15 protein-coding genes are annotated in these 20,685 nt (G+C 62.9%); 8 read left to right on the plus strand and 7 right to left on the minus strand.

Features of this window, described 5'->3' with window-relative positions; all coding sequences use genetic code 11:
• Nucleotides 1-21 precede the first annotated feature (21 nt).
• The 8 genes from murD to KY459_05185 all read left to right on the plus strand — a co-directional run bounded on the left by murD (nt 22) and on the right by KY459_05185 (nt 9,545).
• Nucleotides 22-1,362 carry a UDP-N-acetylmuramoyl-L-alanine--D-glutamate ligase gene (murD, locus tag KY459_05150; GenBank protein MBW3564090.1) on the plus strand — a complete coding sequence of 447 codons (1,341 nt, stop codon included), beginning with the start codon at nt 22-24 and terminating at the stop codon, nt 1,360-1,362.
• The gene (gene ftsW, locus KY459_05155) at nt 1,359-2,462 is read left to right on the plus strand and encodes a putative lipid II flippase FtsW (GenBank protein MBW3564091.1); all 1,104 of its coding nucleotides are present in this window, start codon (nt 1,359-1,361) and stop codon (nt 2,460-2,462) included. The genes murD and ftsW overlap by 4 nt, the downstream gene beginning before the upstream one ends.
• Nucleotides 2,459-3,553 carry an undecaprenyldiphospho-muramoylpentapeptide beta-N-acetylglucosaminyltransferase gene (gene murG, locus KY459_05160; GenBank protein ID MBW3564092.1) on the plus strand — a complete coding sequence of 365 codons (1,095 nt, stop codon included), beginning with the start codon at nt 2,459-2,461 and terminating at the stop codon, nt 3,551-3,553. The genes ftsW and murG overlap by 4 nt, the downstream gene beginning before the upstream one ends.
• A gap of 48 nt (nt 3,554-3,601) precedes the next feature.
• Entirely contained in the window at nt 3,602-4,981 is a 1,380-nt protein-coding gene (gene murC / locus KY459_05165) for a UDP-N-acetylmuramate--L-alanine ligase (protein ID MBW3564093.1), read from the plus strand.
• Nucleotides 4,978-5,784, plus strand: a complete 807-nt coding sequence (locus KY459_05170) for an FtsQ-type POTRA domain-containing protein (GenBank protein MBW3564094.1) — start codon at nt 4,978-4,980, stop codon at nt 5,782-5,784. The genes murC and KY459_05170 overlap by 4 nt, the downstream gene beginning before the upstream one ends.
• Entirely contained in the window at nt 5,771-7,000 is a 1,230-nt protein-coding gene (gene ftsA, locus KY459_05175; GenBank protein MBW3564095.1) for a cell division protein FtsA, read from the plus strand. Before KY459_05170 ends, ftsA begins: the two co-directional genes overlap by 14 nt.
• 49 nt (nt 7,001-7,049) lie before the next feature.
• Nucleotides 7,050-8,351: a cell division protein FtsZ gene (ftsZ, locus tag KY459_05180; GenBank protein MBW3564096.1), complete on the plus strand. Its 1,302-nt coding sequence runs from the start codon at nt 7,050-7,052 to the stop codon at nt 8,349-8,351.
• Nucleotides 8,352-8,666: 315 nt separating this feature from the next.
• Entirely contained in the window at nt 8,667-9,545 is an 879-nt protein-coding gene (locus KY459_05185; protein ID MBW3564097.1) for a tetratricopeptide repeat protein, read from the plus strand.
• Nucleotides 9,546-9,870: 325 nt separating this feature from the next.
• On the opposite strand, the gene radC is transcribed toward KY459_05185, so the two are convergent.
• From radC to KY459_05220, 7 genes are all read right to left on the minus strand, one after another.
• On the minus strand, nt 9,871-10,548 hold the full coding sequence (gene radC / locus KY459_05190; protein MBW3564098.1) for a DNA repair protein RadC: 678 nt from the start codon (nt 10,546-10,548) through the stop codon (nt 9,871-9,873).
• Nucleotides 10,541-11,272, minus strand: coding sequence for an NAD-dependent deacylase (locus KY459_05195; GenBank protein ID MBW3564099.1), 732 nt, complete (start codon nt 11,270-11,272; stop codon nt 10,541-10,543). The genes radC and KY459_05195 overlap by 8 nt, the downstream gene beginning before the upstream one ends.
• Nucleotides 11,273-11,647: 375 nt before the next feature.
• Nucleotides 11,648-12,622 (minus strand): DUF1028 domain-containing protein, encoded by a 975-nt coding sequence (locus KY459_05200; GenBank protein ID MBW3564100.1) that lies wholly within the window; start codon nt 12,620-12,622, stop codon nt 11,648-11,650.
• A 478-nt stretch (nt 12,623-13,100) separates the two neighbouring features.
• Nucleotides 13,101-14,078 carry a SurA N-terminal domain-containing protein gene (locus KY459_05205; protein MBW3564101.1) on the minus strand — a complete coding sequence of 326 codons (978 nt, stop codon included), beginning with the start codon at nt 14,076-14,078 and terminating at the stop codon, nt 13,101-13,103.
• A gap of 76 nt (nt 14,079-14,154) precedes the next feature.
• On the minus strand, nt 14,155-15,078 hold the full coding sequence (locus KY459_05210; GenBank protein MBW3564102.1) for a peptidyl-prolyl cis-trans isomerase: 924 nt from the start codon (nt 15,076-15,078) through the stop codon (nt 14,155-14,157).
• A gap of 14 nt (nt 15,079-15,092) precedes the next feature.
• Nucleotides 15,093-18,545, minus strand: a complete 3,453-nt coding sequence (gene mfd, locus KY459_05215) for a transcription-repair coupling factor (GenBank protein MBW3564103.1) — start codon at nt 18,543-18,545, stop codon at nt 15,093-15,095.
• On the minus strand, nt 18,529-20,685 hold the full coding sequence (locus KY459_05220; GenBank protein ID MBW3564104.1) for a transglycosylase SLT domain-containing protein: 2,157 nt from the start codon (nt 20,683-20,685) through the stop codon (nt 18,529-18,531). The genes mfd and KY459_05220 overlap by 17 nt, the downstream gene beginning before the upstream one ends.

Genomic DNA, 20,685 nt, shown 5'->3' on the forward strand with positions numbered 1-20,685 from the left:
TTCGAGGGAGGGGAGGGAAGAGTGAGCACGGAGCGAGTTACGGTATTCGGGGCAGCGCGGTCGGGTGTCGCGGCTGCGAATCTCCTCGTGAGGAGGGGCGCATCCGTGACCGTGACCGACCGGGAGGAAGCCTCCGCTCTGCCGCTGCTCGACAAGCTGCTTCCCGAGGCCGGTCGCGTGCTCGGTGGACATCCCGAGTCAGTTCTCGAGAATGTCGACTACGTCGTCCTCAGCCCGGGAATCCCGGCAACCATCGAACCGCTCCGCACCGCCCGAGAGAAAGGAATCCCCGTGATCTCGGAGATCGAGCTGGCCTTTCGGGCGCTACGAGGGGAAGTCATTGCCGTGACGGGCTCGAATGGCAAGTCGACGACCACGGCTCTGATCGGAGAGATTCTCGATGCCGCGGGGCTCGACCCGATCGTCGCCGGAAACATCGGAGCTCCGCTGAGCGAACAGGTCGACCTCCACCGGGACCGTCACTATGTGATCGAGCTCTCCTCGTTCCAGCTGGAAACCCTCGATACGTTCCGCGCCGACGTCGCGATTCTTCTCAACATCACGCCCGACCATCTCGACCGCTACGATTCGATCGAGCAGTACGCCGAAGCGAAGTACCGGATTTTCGACCGCCAGCGCCGCGATGACGTCGCGATTCTCAACGCGGAGAACCGTTACTGTCTGCGTGCCGCGAGCGCGGCGAAGCGATGGTGCTTCTCGTCGAAGCGCGAGGTCGTACCCGGAGCCTGGGCCACCCGTGATTCTCTCTTCGTCAATATCGGCCGGGGGGGGCAGGCGATCCCTCGATCGACGCTGAAGCTGGTTGGATCGGCCAATGTCGAGAACGCCCTCGCGGCATGGCTCGCCGCTCGGGCGGTGAATGTGTCCGATGAGATCGTGGCGCGGGCGTTCGAGACGTTCCGGGGTCTGCCTCACCGGATGGAAACGGTGAGCGAGAGGGATCAGATCCGATGGATCAACGACTCGAAGGGGACGAACGTCGATGCGACGATTGCGTCTCTCGAAGGCCTTCCGTCCGGAAAGGTCATCCTGATTCTCGGAGGACGGGACAAGGGAGGCGACTTCCGCTCGATGTCGGAAATCGTCAGCCGGAAGGCGAAAGTCGTGCTGACGATCGGTGAGGGGGCGCCGAAGATCGAGGAGGCACTCCAGGATGCGGTCGAAGTGGTCTCGGCCGGCGATCTCGACAAGGCGGTCGAAATTGCGGCCAGCCGCGCGCGTGCGGGAGACGTCGTGCTGCTCTCGCCCGCATGTGCGAGCTTCGACCAGTACCGCGATTTCGAAGAGCGAGGCGAACATTTCAGGCGGCTGGCGACCGGCGCGAAGGAGGTCGCCTCATGAGCCGGAAGCTGACCTACGACCGTACACTCTTCGGCGCCGCGCTCATGATCCTGCTGATCGGGCTCGCGATGATCTACAGCGCCTCGGCGATCATCGCGGCGCAGAAGACCGGGATCTCGAGTCCCTACCACTTCTTCCTCAGACAGTGTGTTTTCCTCGCGATCGGATCGTTCGTGATGTTCGCCGCCATGCATCTCGATCTCGCGAAACTGAGGGACTGGAAGTTCGTTCTGCTCACGATGACGATCACTGTCGGTGCGCTGGTCGCCGTGCTGTTCCAGCCAGCCATCAACGGCTCCCGGCGATGGTTCTCGCTGGGTGCGTTCCAGGCGCAACCGGCGGAAGTCGCAAAGCTGGCGGTCGTGATCTTTCTCGCTACGCAGCTCGCAAAGAGGGAGGATCGGATCAACGAGCTCGGCTCGACGCTTCTCCCGCTCGCCGGCATCCTGGCGATTCCGCTCGGTCTGATTCTCCTCGAGCCCGATTTCGGTACGGCGGCCGTCCTCGGGACGGTCGTCATGACGATGCTCTTCGTCGCCGGCGTGACCTGGAGGAAAATCCTCCTCTTCTCTCTCGGAGGTATCCCCCTGGTCACGGCGCTGGTTCTCGGCGCCGAGTACCGGCGTTCCCGGATCATGGCCTTTCTTCATCCGGAGTCCGATCCATTCGGGTCTGGCTTCCAGGTTATGCAGAGCCTGATCGCATTCGGTACCGGTGGGCTGACCGGTGTCGGAATCGGAAGCGGAAGGCAGAAGCTCTTCTATCTTCCCGAGCCCCACACCGACTTCATCTTTGCGATCGTCGGGGAGGAGCTCGGTTTCATCGGATCGGTCATTCTCATCCTCCTGTTCGCGGTTGTCGTATGGAGAGGGGCGCGAATCGCCTGGTCGTCTTCGGATGCCTTCATTCGCTACGCCGCAGTCGGCCTGACCGTGATGATCGCGGTTCAGGCGCTCGTGAACATGAGTGTCGCGCTCGCGCTGCTTCCGACCAAAGGCATTCCTCTTCCACTCGTCAGCTACGGCGGATCCTCTTTGATCGTGACGATGGCAGCGGCGGGTCTTCTCCTCAACATGTCGCAACACACGGGGCGGGTATGAGCGCTTCGAAGACCCTGATGATCGCGGGCGGTGGGACCGGAGGGCACATCTATCCGGCGATTGCCATCGCCCGGGAGTGGATGGCCCGGGATCCCGACCGGAAGGTCGTCTTCGTCGGAACACGCTACGGACTCGAGAAGGAGATCGTCCCGCGCGAGGGATTTCCTCTGGAATTCGTCGAAGTCCGGGGACTGAAAGGGAAGTCTGCCCTGGAAACCGTCAAAAACCTTTTCCGGATACCGATGGCCTTTCCGCGCGCGTGGAGGCTCATCTCGAGACACGATCCCGATGCTCTGCTCGGCGTGGGAGGCTACGCCTCGGGGCCGGTGCTGCTGATCGGAGCGCTTCGCAGGAGGCCGACGATCGTCCAGGAACAGAACGCCTATCCCGGGATCACCAACCGGATCCTGGCAAAGGTCGCTACCCGGATTGCCGTGGCGTTTCCCAGGGCCCTCGAGATCTTTGGACGGGAGGGAACCGTAACGGGCAATCCGGTAAGGAGCGAGTTCTTCGAGCTAGCGCGGACGATTGCGCCGGGCGATGTCCGGCCGACGCTTCTGGTATTTGGTGGCAGCCAGGGCTCCCATGTCCTGAACGAAACGATGCTCGGTGCCCTGCCGGGCCTGGCACCGCTCTCCGGGCAACTCACCATTCTGCATCAGACGGGGAAGGCGGACTACGAACGGGTCCGCCGCGCCTACGAGGAGTCGGCGTTCCCCGCCTCAGGGGTGACTCCGTACATCGACGACATGGCGGCGCGGATGGCGTCGGCCGATCTGGTTCTCTGCCGCGCGGGCGCGATCACGATCAGCGAGCTGGCGGCGGTCGGAAGGGCATCGATCCTGGTGCCCTTCGCCCACGCCTCCGACAATCATCAGGAATTCAACGCCCGTCAGGTCGAGAGTGCGGGGGGTGCCGGGGTGATCACGGAGGCGGAACTGAGCCCCGAGCGACTGGCGGCAACGATTCGCGAGCTGATCGGTGATCCGAGAAGACTGCAACTGATGGGGGAGTCGTCGAGGAAGCTCGCGACGGAGAATTCGGCGAGTGCCATCGTCGACCTGATCGAGGGGACGATCCCGGGAGATTGAACTGCGCGTGAATAGAAATTACAATAAACATTATCAGACGAATATCTGATGAAATTCGGTCGAATAAAGAATATCCATTTCGTCGGCATCGGCGGGATCGGCATGAGCGGGATCGCTGAGATCCTCTCGAACTACGAGTTGAGCCTTTCCGGGTGTGACGCGAAACTGTCTCCGGAAACGAAGCGCCTGGCAGCCCGAGGCATCCCGATCCAGAAGGGACACGATCCGGCACACGTGGAGGGAGCCGATCTCCTGGTGATCTCGTCTGCGATACCCGCGAGCAACGAGGAAGTCGCGACCGCCCGGTCACGCCGCGTACCGGTCATCCGGCGTGCGGAGATGCTGGGTGAGCTGACGCGACTGAAGCGGGGGATCGCAATCGGTGGAACTCACGGGAAGACGACCACCTCAGCGATGACCGCGAAGGTACTTTCACATGGGGGCCTCGACCCTACCCTGATCGTGGGTGGAGTGCTGCGGGATTTCAGCTCGAACGCAAAACTCGGGACTGGAGACATCCTCGTGGTCGAGGCGGACGAGTACGATCGCTCACTTCTGACGTTGCATCCCGAGATCGCGGTGATCACCAATATCGAGGTCGATCATCTCGACATTTACGAAGATCTGGACGACATCCGCTCGACGTTTGGCCAGTTCGTCGGGCGAGTTCCGTTTTACGGTCTGGCCATCGGATGCGTCGACGATCCGCGGGTTTCGGCGCTCCTCGACAGCTCGTCGAAGCGGTTTGTCGGGTACGGGCTCGGGGAGAGCGCGACGCTGCGCGCGCTGGAGCTCGAGCACGTTGGAGGAGGATGCCGCTTCACGGTAAGCCTGGACGGCAAAGAGCTCGGGAGAGTATCGCTGTCGGTGCCGGGGGAGCACAACGTCCGGAATGCGCTCGCCGCGATCGCGGTGGGACTGGAGCTCGAGGTGCCCTTCGAGAAGATCGCCGAGGCGCTCGCCGAGTTTCAGGGAGTCGAGCGGCGCTTCCAGCACATGGGTCAGTTTCGCGGCGCCCTGGTCGTGGACGACTACGGTCATCACCCGACCGAGGTCGAGGCGACGATCATGGCGGCGCGGAACAGCTACCGCGAGCGTCGTCTCTTCGTGATCTTTCAGCCTCATCTCTATTCGAGAACGAGAGACTTCTTCGCGGAGTTCGCACAGGTATTGTCGATGGCCGATCTCGCCTGGGTGATTCCGGTTTACGGCGCGCGTGAAGAACCGATCGACGGAGTGTCGTCGGCCCTGATCACCGAGGCATCGGCCAGGCGAGGAGCCGAGCAGGTGCAGCTGGTCGACGGTACTCACGCTCAGATTCTCGAGCGACTCAGCGAAGTTGCCGGGCCGAACGATGTGATCATCACCATGGGAGCCGGCGACGTACACGAGATTGCAGAGCAACTGGTTTCGAAAGGCCCGGCATGAGCGAATTCTTTCGCCCGGCCGACGTCGTCACCAGAACGCGAAACCGGCGCCGGCAACGGGTCCGTGCGATCGCCGGATTGCTGGCGAATGTCCTCGTCGTCGGCTCGCTCGTGGGAGGCGGCTGGCTGGTGTGGACCAACGCGCGATCGGACGAGCGATTTTCGATCAACCGAGTCGAGCTCGACCCTTCGCCTCGCTCGGATGATCCGGAAGTCCTCCGGATCATCGAGGGCCTCAAGGGACGGAATCTGTTCTCGACGGATCTGGACTCGATCCGGGCCGAGCTCGGGGGGATCGATGGCATCCGTGAGGCGACCGTCGAAAAGGTCGTTCCCGACGGACTCCGGATCGCGATCTCCGAGCGCAGACCGGTCGCGATCTGGCGAGCCACTCACGGCGACGTCTTCGTCGATGAAACCGGACGGGAGTTCAGGACCTGGTCGGGCGCCGAGGAAGCCGTCAGTCTTCCGTCGATCGTGAACGCCGAGTCACGGAGGATCGCGCCGGCGGTTCGATTCATCGCGGAGCTGCGGCAGACGGATCCGGAGCTCGCCGGGGCTCTCGTATCGCTCGAGCCCCTTGAGCACGACCAATGGGCGATTGTGGATTCGAGACTCGGTACGACGATCAAAGTCGCCGAGAAGGACGTCATCGACAAGTGGCGCCTGCTTTATGCGATTGCACTGCGAGAGCAATGGGAGCCGCAGTCGGTGGCGTATGCCGACCTGAGATTCGAGCGTCAGATCGTCGTCAACCACGACATCCGACGACCAACTGGGGGGAGTGATCATGGCGAAAAATGAAAAGCACGTCGTAGCGATCGACATCGGGACATCGAAGGTCTGCGTACTCGTCGGTGAAGCGAACCAGCACGGGGTCGTCGAGGTGACGGGCAAGGGGACCGCGTCGATGCGAGGCACCCGTCGCGGCAACATCATCAATCTCGACCAGGCAATCGAAGCCCTCCGGAAGGCGGTCGATGAAGCCGAAGTGATGGCCGGAGTTCAGATCGAGTCCGCATGGGTCGGCGTTTCCGGCGACCACATCCGATCGCTAAATTCCCGGGGCGTCGTTTCCGTGATGGGCCGCGGGAAGGAAGTCTCCCGCGAAGACATCGACCGCGTGATCGAGGCCTCCCGATCGATCAACGTCCCTGCGGAGCTCGAGCTCCTCCACGTCATACCGCGGGAGTTCGTCCTCGACGGACAGAACGGAATCCGGGATCCGCTCGGCATGACCGGGTCGAGGCTCGAAGCGAATGTCCACATCGTGACCGGCGCCCGGACTCACGACCAGAACATTCAGACGTGCGTGAATCGGGCAGGCATCGTGGTCGAGGAGCTCGTTGCGGAACCGCTCGCGGCGGCTGAAGCCGTGCTGACCCCCGACGAGCGGGAGATGGGCGTGCTCCTGATGGACATCGGATCGGGCACGACCGACTACGCCGTGTTCGTCGAGGACAACGTGGTGTGGACGAATGTGCTGCCCGTCGGAGCCGGCCACTTCACCTCGGATATCTCGGTCGTGCTGCGGACGCCGATGGAGGATGCGGAGCGGATCAAGAAGCGGTACGGGCGGGCGCTGCACACGGTCGAGCAGGATGACGAGCCGATCGAAGTCCCAGCGGTCGGCGGCCGCTCGCCGCGTATCCTGCCGCGATACGAGCTGACCAACATTCTCGAGCCGCGAGCCGCGGAGCTCGCCAAGCTCGTATCGGATGATCTTCGCAATGCGGGACTCGACCAGGAGCTGCGAGCGGGAGTCGTCGTGGTCGGCGGAGGAGCCGAGCTCGAGGGGATGGCCGAAATGATCGAACAGATCTTCGATCAGCAGGTCCGTCGAGGAATCCCGAGAGACATCGGCGGACTGGTCGACACCGTTCGCGGCCCTCAATGGGCGGCAGCGACGGGTCTTCTGAAGTGGGGCAATGGAGTGAGGCGGCGCCTCGAAGCGGTGCCGAAGCGCAGCGGATTCTCGAAAGTCGCGGACAGCGTGAGGCAGTGGTTCACCCTGGGATGAACAGATACGAAACCGACGGAGCGGCGACCCCGCTCGATGGGAGGAATTGATGATTACATTCGACGAGTCACCGGCAGAAGGTCGCCTCGGAATCTCGCTCGACGAAGAGCTTCCTGCGAAGATCAAAGTCATCGGAGTTGGTGGCGGCGGCGGGAACGCCGTGAACCGGATGATCCAGAGCGGAATCGCCGGGGTCGAGTTTCTCGTGGCCAACACCGACCAGCAGGCGATGAGCCATTCGCTCGCGCCGACGAGGATTCAGCTCGGGTCCCGGCTGACCAAGGGTCTCGGTGCCGGCGCGAATCCGGAGATCGGCCGCGAAGCGGCGCTCGAGGACACCGACCACATCGTCGACGCGCTCTCCGGCTCCGACATGATCTTCATCACGACCGGAATGGGCGGGGGCACCGGAACGGGGGCGACGCCCGTGATCGCCGCGCTCGCCGCCGAGCTCGGTGCGCTCACGGTCGCCGTCGTCACCAAACCGTTCAATTTCGAGGGGAAGCGCCGGAGAATTCAGGCAGAACACGGCATCCGTGCCCTTCGGGAATCGGTCGACACGCTGATCACGATTCCGAATGAGAGACTCCTCAATTTCGTCGAACGCGCCACGTCTCTTTCGGAAGCCTTTCGCATCGCGGACGACATCCTGCGACAGGCAGTGCAGGGAATCTCGGATCTCATCACGGTGCCGGGAGAGATCAATCTCGATTTCGCCGACGTCCGAACGATCATGCACGGAATGGGGATGGCACTCATGGGCACCGGCGTATCGAGTGGCGAGCATCGGGCCGTCGAGGCCGCCCAGCGCGCAATCTCCTCGCCGCTTCTCGAGGAAGCGTCGATCGAAGGTGCAAAGGGAGTCCTGATCAACATTACCGGCGGAAGCGACATGACTCTGTTCGAGGTCAACGAAGCCGCTTCGATCATTCAGGATGCCGCCGACGACGAGGCGAACATCATCTTCGGAACGGTGATCGATCCGGGGATGAAGGACGAGATGAAGGTCACGGTGATCGCAACCGGGTTCGATGCGGCGACCCGCGGTCTGCTCAATGCACGAGGCGAATCGATGGCGTCGGCGAGAGACTCGCGACGGATCGAAGAGCAGCCGTCTCGCGAGCGCGAACAGCCCGTCTTTGCGCGCGCGTCCCGCGGAAGAGAACCGGAGGAGCCGGCCGCTGAGAAAAAGGAGCAGATCGGCGCGGAGGACGAGATCTACGATCCGCCTTTCTTCCGGAAGCCCTTCCTGAACGGACGAGGAGGAGGGTCGGGATTCGGACCGATGGCGACGAACGACTATGGAAACGATCTCGACATTCCAACCGTGATCAGAAATCTGAGCGACTGACGCCAGGATGACACTCGTGGACATCCTGGCTCAACGAAGAACCAGCCGCGGCGTGGAGCGGTCGAAAGGGGAGCGGATGAGAGGAAGGGTTCGCTATTGTCACTGGCACAAGTTCGTGGTCGGGTTCAGGCTCGGGCACGGATTCTGGCGAAACCTGAAAAGAGTGACGAGCCCCGCGAGGGCTCATCACAAATTGTTCTAGATCAGTTCAGTCCGGGTGGTCTTCGGTGGCGGCCAGGCGCCGTCCGGGTCACGTTTCTGCCACAACCGTGGCGAGACCGCGATCTCTCCCCGGCGCGCAACTAGAATCGCGGGATGCGAGAGACCGCCAATCCCCATCGCCGCCTTTCCCTGATCCTCGTCGGTCTCCTTTTCACAGTCCCGTCGCTGGCGCAGGACCTCGACGAGGCCAATCGTCTGGCCGCAGAAGGTAACGCCGCCGCGGCGATCCCGCTGTACGAGTCGCACCTCGCGCAGAACCCTGATGACGGTGCGACCTGGTACGCGCTCGGTCGCGCGGCTCACTCCCTCGAGCGCCTCGATCTCGCGAAGCGTGCCTTGCGGCGCGCGCTCGAGCTGTCGTTTCAGCCGGCCGGCGCTCAGCTTCGGCTCGGAACGATCGCCCTGGCGGAAGGCGATGAGGCCGCCGCGCGAAACTGGCTTCAGCAGGCATTCGACGGAGGCGTCCCGGTGGCACGGATGATCACGCAGATGCCGGGCTACGGGGATGCTGCGCGGTCGGCCGAGTTCGACGAGTTCGTCAGGACTCTCCATCCCTGTGGTACTCCCGAAAATCGTCAGTTCGACTTCTGGATCGGCGACTGGGAGGTCTTCAATCCCTCCGGCCGGAAGGTTGGAGAGAACCGGATCGAGAAGATCCTCGACGGATGTGTGCTCGCCGAGTTCTGGACCGGTGCAGGCGGTTCCGCCGGGCGAAGTCACAACCGTTATGACTCGGCACGGAAACAGTGGGTACAGCACTGGGTCTCCGACAATGGGTCCGCCATCGACATGTGGGGTGGGCTCGTCGACGGCGCGATGATTCTCGAGACGGTGCCGACGGAGAGCTCGCCGAAGCAGAGGTGGATCTGGACTCTTGAGGAGGACGGCAGCGTCCGGCAGAAGGCCGAGCAGCTCGACCCGGAAACGGGCGAGTGGCAGGTGATCTGGGATTCGTACTACCGGAGGAAATGAAGCAGGTTGCCAGTTGCCGGTTGCCGGTCTTCGAAACTGCGGGCATCCCCGTCATCATTCGTGAATCGCAATCGATTCTGTCGCCCGCTGAAGCGGGCTCGACACTAAATTCGGGAAAGCTCCTGCCCCCCGGCTGAAGCCGGGGGCTAAGATCTGTCGCCCGCGGGCGCGGGCTGACCGGAGAGACGAGCCCCCGCAGTCCTTTTCCACGTTCCCACCGCTCTTGCCGCCACGGAAGATGGTCACAATCAACTTAGACAAGAGTGGCAACCATCAACCTGGTTGCACACTGGCAACCTGCAACCTGCAACCGGCAACCGGCAACTCATTTCATCAACCCGCGTTCCCTCATCGAGACGTAGCGATTGACTCCGATGATGATGTGATCCCGCACGCGGATTCCGAGAGTCTGTCCGGCTTCCTCGAGTTTTCTCGTGAATATCAGATCCTCGGCGGATGGAGCGGGATCACCCGAGGGGTGATTGTGAAAGACGATCACGGAGAGGGCGCCGTCGAGGAGAGCCCACCGAAGGACGTCACGGGTAGAGACGGTGGTGGCGTTGACGGTGCCGACATAGATCTCACGCTCGCGGATGATCCGGTCTCTGGTGTCGAGGTAGACCGCGCCGAGCCGTTCCTGAATGTGATGCGAGTGGGTGGCCACGAGGCGCTTCGCGAGTGTCGCGACATTCCTCAGCGACTCCCGATCCTGCGGAGTGCTGGCTGCCCTGCGACCGAGCTCGAGTGCGGCGGCGAGTCTCGAGCCCTTTGCGGGACCGACGCCGGGAATGCACGCCAGCGAGCTGACTTCCTGCCGGCTCAGCTCGCCGAGCCCGCGGGCGACCAGGTCCTGTGCGAGCGAAAGCGCGCTTCTTCCACGGATGCCGGATCCGAGCAGAATCGCGACCAGTTCCGCGTTCGAAAGCGCGGAGGGTCCGCACCGGGCGAGCCTCTCCCGTGGGCGTTCCTCGACGGCCATGTCGTGGATGGTCAGCTCAGCCATCGGCGGCTCCGAGAATGGTGTCGACGATCGGCGGGACGGCGTTGCTCGCCGTCGAACGAATCGTAAGCTGCGCGTAGCCGGTCAGAGATGTCTCGACCGGGTTGATCTCGATCGTGTAACCGCGGCACATCCACGCGAGACCGGCCGCCGGATACACCGTGGCCGAAGTGCCGATGACGATGAGAAGCTCGGCCCGCTCGACTGCGGCGGAGGCGGCGTTGAGCGTATCGAGGTCGAGAGGCTCACCGAACCAGACGACATCCGGGCGGAGAAGGCTTCCGCAGTCGCAGCGAGGAGGATTTACGTCGAATGCCTCCCTCCGATCGAATGTATTTCCCTCCGAGCAGCATCGGACCCGGAAGATGCTCCCGTGCAGATGGAGCACGTGGTTCGAGCCGGCCCGTTCATGAAGGTCATCGACATTCTGCGTAATGACCGTGAGATCGACTCGCGGGTGACGTCCCAGTCGGCCGAGAGCGTGGTGGGCGGCATTCGGCTCGACTCCGCGAATCTGAGCCCGGCGGGACTCGTACCATTGCCACACCGTATCGGGATTGCGGGCGAAAGCCTCCGGCGTGGCGAGATCCTCCACTTTGAAGGTGTTCCAGAGGCCGCCGGCGGAGCGAAATGTCGGGATACCGCTTTCCGCCGAGATTCCTGCCCCCGTCAGGGCGACGATGCGCTCGGGCTTCTCGCGTGAGAGCCGTTCGAGTAGCTCTTTCATGGGTTCGCTGCCGGGCAGAATGCCGGAGCGGGCAGGTGGACTCGTCGAGGTCTGATGCTACCTCGGTGCGAAAGGGAGTGTCAACAGAAAGGCTTGGAGAAGATGGGTTGCCAGTTGCCGGTTGCCAGTTGCCGGTTTTCGAACCTGCGGCAACCCCGACCTCATTCGTGAATCGCAGTCGATTCTGTCGCTCGCTGGCGCTGGCTGACTTAGAGGCGAGCACGAGCCAGCCTCGTACCCTCTTACACGTTTCCACAGCTCCTGCCGCCACCTCAAGGTGTTAACAATCAACCTAGACATGGGTGGTAACCATCAACCTAGTTGCACACCGGCAACTGGCAACCGGCAACTGGCAACCCATCTTCTCCAACCTGCTTACCTCAGGGCGAAGATTCGTTTCAGCTTCTCGGGATCGTTCGGCAGCAGCTCCGATTCGGGAAGCCTGCGCGCGACTTCGACCCAGTCGGGATTGATCGCGAAGACCTCGCGGAAGATCGGTAATGCTTCCTCTTCCCGACCGGCGGAGAAGAGGGTGACCGCGACCCAGAAGCGAAGCTCTTCGATCTCCGGAGCGAGCGCGGCGCCGGCCGAATACTCCGCCATCGCCTCTTCCCAGCGCTTCTCACCCGCGAGCTCGTCGCCGCGATTCATGTGGTTGTAGGCGCGCCGAAGCCGCACGAGACGCCTGAGGTCGCCGAGCGGCTCGTCGGAATCATCGACGCGGACGTCGAAGACGCGATCGACCCAGGGCTTTCCGGTGGATGTTCCGCTGACGACGAGGAGAGCGGCTGATTGACGGCCTCGAATGTCGCCGCCGGCACTTTCAGCGGCCTCGAGTGCTGCGAGCATCCGATCGGCGAGATCACCGTCGGCCGTACGGAAAGCCTCAGCCATCGCCGGCCAGACTTCGGCGTTTCTCATCAGGTTCGCCTGGACGGAGAAGTTGTTGCCGATGATGTGGCCCGCCGCCGCGATCGCGCTTCCACCGGTGAACGCGGCAACGTCGCCGTCAGCGTCGATCATCGCGACCTGGCGATACGCGGCACCCGGATCGGTGCTTGTGAGCGCTTCGAGTGCCTGCGTCGCGCTCCGTCCCGCCTTCATCAGCTCGAGTCCGAGGGGCCCGTACGCGGGATCGGCGAGCGACTGGGTCGCGACCGCGCCGACTCCCGCCTCCGCCCAGCTCACGACCGTACCGACCGAAAACCAGTGGCTCTGGACGGCCACCCCGAGCTGGCCGGCTGCCGGGTCCCGTGCCACGATCGAATACGTATGGGCGCGAGGCGATTCCGCCGCGGAGAGCGTGGCGGCGGCGATCAGAGAGGCGAGGACGAAGCTGGAGAATCGCATGCCTCGAGTTTAGCGCGGAGAGGAGAGAAGAGTGAAGAGTGGGTCAGGATTCAGGAGCCAGGATTCAGGAGCCAGGGTGGAGCGGAAAGCACTCGTCATCTGAGCCGGCGGAAGATCGTGAATCACCGTTGCCGCTGCATGTCACTTTTTTTCACGAGCCTGCCTCCAGATCCTTCGCCGTCCGATGGCGGCTCAGGATGACGAGTGTTTGAGTGTCGCGAGAACGAGAAACCAAACACTCTTGCGAGGATTGTCCCCATCACCGGGAGGGCGAGGCTCCTGCCGAGCCGCACCGTCACGAGATGGCAGAAGGTTTGTTCAGCGGAAGATCGAAAGCCGGCTGATAGAGGATGGTTTCGTGCGACTTCACAGCGGCGTTCTACCGCTGCCCGACAGGGTGGAAAGCATGTACCTTTACACAGCTGGATACGATCAACCGGTTGCTCGGGCCCCCGGGACGCTCTCCCTCCACGGTTCTTTACGGAAGAAGGCCGGCGTTGACGACGACCAGAGTCTTTTCCCGGAGCTGTGCGAGGTAGTTCTCGAGGTCTCGCTGAAAGGAAGCGTCGCTCTCTTCTGCGCGCAACCGCTCCTTGATCTGGTCGAATGAGGGGATCTCGGAAGCGAGGCGCTCCTCGACGAAGAGGATGTGGTAGCCGAAGCGCGTCTCGATCGGCCCGACGATCGCTCCTGCGTCGGAGCGAAAAACGCCGGAATCGAGTGCGGGATTCAGCTCATTCCGTCCGACGATGCCGAGATCGCCTCCGGACGCCTTGCTCGGAGAGTCGGAGTACTCTTCGACCAACGCGGAAAAGTCCTCACCGCCCGCGGCTCGAACGAACGCTTCTTCGGCCCGAGCGGCGAGCGTGGCGCGATCATCGGGGGTTGCACCCTCCGGAACCAGGACCACGATTTCCCTGAGTCGTGCGCGCTCCGGCAGGCGGTATTGCTCCTTGTCGCGCTCGTAGCGAGCTTTGAGGTCGCGATCGGAGAGCTGGGCGCGGGAGCGGAGCTCCATGCCGAACAGCTTGTTTCCCAGAAGCGTTTCGCGGAGGCGCCTCTCCATCTGGGCCCGGGTCAGTCCCGACTGGCGAAGAGATTCTTCGAACTGCTCGTCGCTCTCGATGCCGTACTGTTGTTTGAGACGATCGATGGCCTCCTGAACCTCGGCATCGGTCACGGTGAGCTCGAGCTGATCTGCCCGATCGCGGACGAGCAACTCGCCGATCATCTCGTCGAGCAGATTCTCTTTCATCGTCTCGAGCCGCTGCTCCCGCTCGGATCCCGTGAAGATCGCCTCGATCTCCCGTCGTGCATTTTCGTAGCGAGCCTGGTACTGGGATCTCGTGATGATGCGGTCCCCGACGCGGGCGACGATTCCTTCGACGATTTCCGCGGCGGAGAGCGGGAAGGCTGCGAAGAGCAGCAGGAGGATGGCTTTTGCTCGAATGTTCATCTGGGCCTCGCTTCAGAAGACGATTGGACGGACCAATCGGTTTCGCTGGGGACGAGCAACGGCGCGCCGGATGGTTTTATTCGGATCGATCGACCGGGAAGCTGCCGGTGTAGTCGAAATCGAGCCGGTTCGGGTAGACGACCACGCGGATCGAACGCTTCGCATCATTGGTCGTTTCTGCCAGCAGGCGGCTGAGCGCCTCGCCCCGTGTCCGCGAGACGATCAACGGCCGAGTCTTTTCGACATCGAGAACCCCGGCCGGAAACTTCTCGATCATCTTGAAAATGTGAAACGTTCCCGAAGTCTCGATGACCTGGCTGACTTCTCCTGGCGAGAGATCGAAGACGGCCGATTCGAGCGTTCGGGGGAGGTCGCCGCGGCTCACCGTCCCGATGTCTCCACCGCGCTCCGCGGTGTGGGCGATGCTGTGCTCGCGAGCGGCGTCCTCGAAGGGCTTCCCGCGAGCAATCTCGGCTCGGATCCGTCTCGCTTCCTCTTCGTCACGAAGCAGAATCTGGCGAACATGAGCCCGTTCCCCCGACGTGAACTCCGCGATGTGGTCGCGGTGGTATTGTTGGATCTCCTCGTCGGACGGGTGAGGGACTCCCGCGGAGAGCTCGTCGATCAGAGCCTCGCGAAGCAGTTCGTCCCGCTTCTCCGTTTTCGAGCTGCCGGGATCGTCGAGCACTGCCGCCTCCACCCGCTCATCGTTGACGGCGAGCCCTCTGGAAGCCGCCACCTGAGAGAGCAGCGCAGTCTCGAGCATCTGATCCAGCATCGCGCTCGAGGCTTCAGGCTCGATGCGGCCGACGTCCTCGCCGATCATTCGCGCGAGATAGTGCTCGAACTCGTAGTAGGTGATGTAGCGATTGCCGACTCTGGCGATCGAGCCCTCCGGAGTCTCTTCCTTCTGACAGGAGGTCGCACCGATTGCCGCGATCAGGGCGAGGACGAGGAGAGCCGGCGTCGAGGGGCTCGATGAGAGGCGGCGGAAGCTCATGACGTTGGAAGACTTTAACCGAGAATCGACCGGAGGATTTCGTGAATCTCCCCGACGAGCTCCACCCCCGAGGCTTTTGGCTGGATTCTGAAGATTCCTGCCGGGGAGAAAGAGGCAGCCTCATTCTGCTGGACTATGTCAAAGAGCTTCTGCGGGTCGATCTTGGCCTCGGGGACGAATCGGATCGCGACGCCGTCTCCGCTTCTGAGTATCGAGGTGACGCCCGCGGTTTTCGCAAGGTTTCGAAGGCGGACGTAGTCAAAGAGGGACCGGACGCTGCGAGGCTCCGGACCGAACCGGTCGGTGACCTCCTGTGACAGCGCCTCGAGGGTTCGCTCGTCGGAGGCCGACGCGATTCGCTTGTAGAAGGTCATACGCAGATTCTCGTCGTCGATGTATTTCTCGGGGATGTAGATGTCGAGCCCGAGATCGATTCTGGTGGAGAATGCTTCCGGAAGCGGCTCGCCTTTGAGCTCCGCAACGGTCTCTTCGAGGAGCCTGACGTACATCTCGAAACCGATCGAGGCGATGTGGCCGGATTGTTCCCCTCCGAGAAGATTGCCTGCTCCGCGGATCTCGAGATCGCGAGCGGCGATGCGAAATCCGGCACCGAGAGCGGAGAACTCCTGAATGGCGGCGAGACGTCGGGTCGCATCTTCCGACAGCACCCGCTGGGAGGGGACGAGGAGGTAGCAGTAGGCGAGGCGATCGCTTCGCCCGACGCGTCCGCGCAGCTGGTAGAGCTGCGCGAGACCGAATCTCTCGGCGTGGTTGATCAGCATCGTATTCGCAGCCGGGATGTCGATCCCGTTCTCGATGATGGTGGTCGCGAGAAGGACGTCGTAATTGCCCTGGATGAACGACATCATCGTGTCTTCCAGCAGGCGCTCATTCATCTGGCCGTGGCCCACCGCGATCCGCACGCCCGGCACGGCGCGCTCGAGATAGTCCTTCATCGCGTCGATCGAGTCGACGCGGTTGTGAACGAAGAAGACCTGACCGCCACGCTCGATCTCGGCCTGGATCGCCTCCCGGATGAAATCCTCATCGAAGGCGGCGACGGCGGTCTGGATCGCGAGCCGGTCCTTCGGAGGAGTTTCGATCAGCGAGATGTCCCGAAGGGAGCTGAACGACATGTTGAGCGTGCGAGGAATCGGCGTAGCCGACATCGCCAGCACGTCGATTGAGGATTTGAGCTTTTTCAGCCGTTCCTTCTGCGCCACGCCGAACCGTTGCTCCTCGTCGACGATGAGGAGGCCGAGGTCCCGGAACTCGATCTGTCGCGAGAGGAGGCGGTGGGTACCGATCAGGATGTCGATCTCGCCCGATGCGGTTTTCTCCGCGATCTCTTTCTGTCTTTTGTTGGATCGCAGGCGTGAGGTGAGCTCGATGAAGACGGGAAAGGAGGCGAATCGTCTGAGGAATGTGCGGTAGTGCTGGTACGCGAGCACGGTCGTCGGCGCGAGGATCGCCACCTGTTTTCCGTCCATGACGGCCTTGAACGCGGCCCTCATCGCGACCTCGGTTTTGCCATATCCCACGTCGCCGCAGAGAAGCCGGTCCATCGGGCGCCGGGACTCCATGTCGCGTTTGATGTCCTCGATCGCGAGGCTCTGGTCGGGGGTCTCGTCGAACTCGAACGCGCTCTCGAATTCGAGCTGCCAGGGGCTGTCGGGGCTGAATGCATGCCCTTCGGCGATGCTCCTTCTCGCGTAGAGCTGGAGCAGCTCCTCGGTCATGTCGCGCATCGCCTTCCGGACGGATGCTTTCGTGCGCGCCCATGCCGTACCGCCGAGCTTGTCGAGCTTCGGAGGAACCTCGCCGCCGGCGCTGTACTTCTGCACCAGATCGAGGCTCTCCATCGGAACGAGAAGCCGGCCGCCGCTGCCGTACTCGAGAACCATCACTTCCCGGTCGCCATCTCCGAACGGGACGCGGTCGAGACCGCCGAACCGGGCCACACCGTGATCGATGTGGACGACGAAGTCGCCCGCCTGCAGATCCCGCAGGTCGCTGGCGAAAGCGCGGCTCTTTCGCTGGGTGCGTCCTCCTTCAGGCGGCTTGTCGTAGAGATCCCATTCGGAGACGACCGCCATCGAAGCGTCGCGAAGCATGAATCCCCGCTCCAGCGGCGAATCCGTCAGGATCAGCTCGACCGAATCGACCGGTGCCGCGAGCTCACCGAGAAGGCGCTCCGTATTCTCGAGTCCGCCGCGTGTGCCGTGAACGATGCCGGTCAGGAAGCCGTCGCTGCTCCACTCTTCGATCGCGGCTCCGAGCTCGGTCAGCCGTGAAGCAAACGATTGCATCGGCGAGGCGTCGATCCGAATTTCTTCGCGGCTGCTCTCCCCTTCGACATGCACCGATGCGAAGCTGATCCCGGCGTCGTCGAGCCGGGCATACGCCGCAGAGGGGCGGATGAGCATGATCTCCGGCGGGTAGACTGCGAGACCCCGTTCGCGGGCGTGCTCCCACTCGGAAGTCAGGAGGGCTTCGTATTTTTCGAGCCCGGAGCGGATCTCCGATGGCTCCGAAACGATCGTGATCCAGCCGTTTCCGAGGTAATCGCCGAAGCCCTGCGTTTTCCACCCGAGCGCCAGATCATGCTCGAAGCCAGGGTACGCGCTTCCGCTCAACAGTCTGTCGATCTTTTCGGACAGGCTCCTGTGGAGCGATGCATCATTGAAGTCTTCCGACATTCGCGATGCGACCCTCCGCCTCCCTTCTTCGGTGTCGGGAAAGGGCGTCATCGGAGTGACGGAAACGACCTCGAGGTCGCCCGAAGAACGCTGCGTGTCGGGATCAAAGCTTCGGATCGAGTCGATCGAGTCTCCGAACAGCTCGATGCGGACGGGGTGGTCGAGGTTGGGTGGAAAAACGTCGAAAATCCCTCCGCGCCACGCGAGATCTCCCGGCTCGTTCACGAGATCGGTTCGGTGGTACCCCTCTTCGATCAGCCTGCCGAGCAGGGCATGGGGCTCGATCTCGTCGCTGCTCGAGAGCTCGATGATTCGCGATCGAAACCATTCGAGATCCGGCAGGCGGCGGAGCAGCGCACGGGCCGGCAGGACGAGAATCTCGATTGAATCGCCGGCCAGCCGGGTCAGGGTCGCCAGCTCCTCGCGCAGGACCGAGAGCGACGGGGAGACATTCTGATAGGGAGAGAGGGAGGGGGTCGGGTAGACGGCGACTCGGTCCGGCCGGGGATGAAACAACCGTGTAGCCGACGTGAGTGCTTCACCCGATGCATCCCCGCCGCTGAGAAGAACTACCCTCGAGCCGAGGCGGCGCTGGAGAGTGGCGGCGAAGAAACCGCGAGCCTCGAGAGGGAGACCGGTGATCTCGACGCGCTCACGCTCGAGGATCCGGTCGAGAATCGAGCTCGATTCGAGACGATCCCGGAGTCGCGCGATCGTCTCCTCACCGATCGCGGTCCTGCCGGCCGGCTCGTCAGGGCTGACTGTCACCGTAGATTCGCTTGTACTCGTACTGGTTCCTCGTAACTGCCATCACGTAGCGTCGTGTTTCGTTGTAGCGGATCGAATCTATGAAGAAATCGATGTCGTCGGCAGGAATCTGTCGCAACCATGCCGCAACGGCGCTCTGCCCCGCATTGTACGAGGCGATCGCCAGCATCATGTTGCCATTCATTGCCTCGCGCTTTTCGGCAATCTCGGCCGCACCGACGCGAAGGTTGATCAGAGGGTCGAACAGGTCGTCGCGAGTGAGGGGTCTGTCGAAGCCTGCTTCTCTCGAGAGCGAGCTCAGCTCGGCCGGCATGATCTGCATCAGCCCGGCCGCACCCGCGTTCGAGACGATCGACGGATCCCATCCGCTCTCCTGCCGGATGATCGCCGCCATGAGATATGGATCGATGTCCTGCGATTCCGCCGCGGTCTGGATCTCGTCCCAGTAATGGAGCGGGTAGAGGATTTCCCAGAATCGTTTCGGGATATTCGTTCCGCCGTGCTTGATCAGATCTCCGAAGGTCCGGTTGAGGATGATGATCGCCTGCAGGGGCTCGCCGCCCCTCTCGTAGCGGTCCGCCAGACCGTACGCGAGAATCTTGTCGTCGGGGTTCGCCCCGACCGCATCGCGGTACTGGCGTGTCGCTTCGTCCACGAGTCCGATCGATTCGAGCTCACGGACCATCTGAAGCTGCGGATTCGAGCCGAATATCTCCGCGATCGTGAACTCCGGAAAGGAGTAGCCGGAGCGGATCTCAGAGCCGGGCGGCGGGAGATCGAGGATCTCGCGCGCGCGGTATGCGTAGTAGCTGTAGGGGAAGGTCCGGATCAGGCGGTCGAAGGATTCCCGGGCCTGTTCTTCGTGGCCGAGCTTCTGATGGAGCTTGGCGGACCAGAAGAGAGAGTTCGTCGCATAACTGTCGGTCGGATATCGTTCGAGGTAGGAGCTCATGACCTCGAGAGCCTTCTGAAACTCCCCGGCCGTGATGTGGATCCAGGTGAGAGTCCAGAGATTTTCACCCGAAGGGCCCGGGTTTCCGCCGTCGATGGCGGCGCGAAGATATTCAGCCGCTTTCTCCGGGTCGTTTCCGTTGGTGAGCCAGTATTTGCCGAGCAGTACCTGGGCGGGGGGAACCTCGCTGGAGCCGGGGTGTTCGCTCAGGATGTGATTCATCTTCGCCACGAACTCGGAGTTGCGGTCGAGACGCCAGAGAGCATGACCCTGGAGGCGCTCGAGCGCGATGTGGCGCGGCTGCCCCTCGCCGATCCGAATGTTCTGCAGAGCGGTGTATTCGCGCGAACGGAACATCGCCTGGGCTTCGACCCAGACGAGCTCGGTTGCCCGGGCGCGGTCGGGGAATCGCTTTCGTATCCGGCTGATGAAGTCGAGCGCCTCGGGGAGACGGTTCGCGCGTTGAAGCCGCTCGGCCAGCGCCACGGATTGGTCGAAGTCGAGCCGATTCAGAGGGGAGGCATCGCCTGGCTGCTCGACCAGCTGATCGTAGAGCTTCTCGGTGTAGCGACCGCGGGTGTGGTCGACCAGGATCCGCTCCCGGATCTGCTGGGCTCGCTGGTAGAGGCCCGCGCGGGCGAGTGCATCCGCCGAGCGGATGACTTCCGCTTCGGTGAATTCGTCGAGTCGGATGGTCATCAGCTGCTCGCTCGCTTCCAGCGCTTTGTCATTCATTCCCGCCCTTGCATAGAAGGCCGGAAGGCGCAGGCGGGCGCTTCGGGCAGCGGCGATTCCCTTGTACTCGCTGGCGACGCGCTCCAGAGCCGCGATCGCTTCGTCGTTGCGGTCGAGCCGGCCGAGGACGTCGGCGAGGTGGAGGAGCAGAAAGGGTCGAAGCCGTTCGTACTCTTCCGCGCTCCGGCTCAACATGGAGGCGGCGTCCTCCCAGCGCTCCTGTTCTTCGTAGAGAAGTCCGAGCCGGGCACGGGCACGCTTCGAGAGCTCCGGATCCTCGGAGTCGAGCTGCTCCAGCAGCCCCGTCTCCTCCTGGGATATCTGACGAACCGGGGCTGGCGCCTCCGGCTGCTCACGAGCCTCCGGCTCAGCCGTCTCGGCCGGAGTCGAGACGGTCGTGCCTCGACAGGCGGGACAGATGACGACGAGCATGGCGAGCAGCAATTGCTTCAT

The organism is Acidobacteriota bacterium (assembly GCA_019347945.1).
Classification (GTDB): Bacteria; Acidobacteriota; Thermoanaerobaculia; order Gp7-AA8; family JAHWKK01; genus JAHWKK01.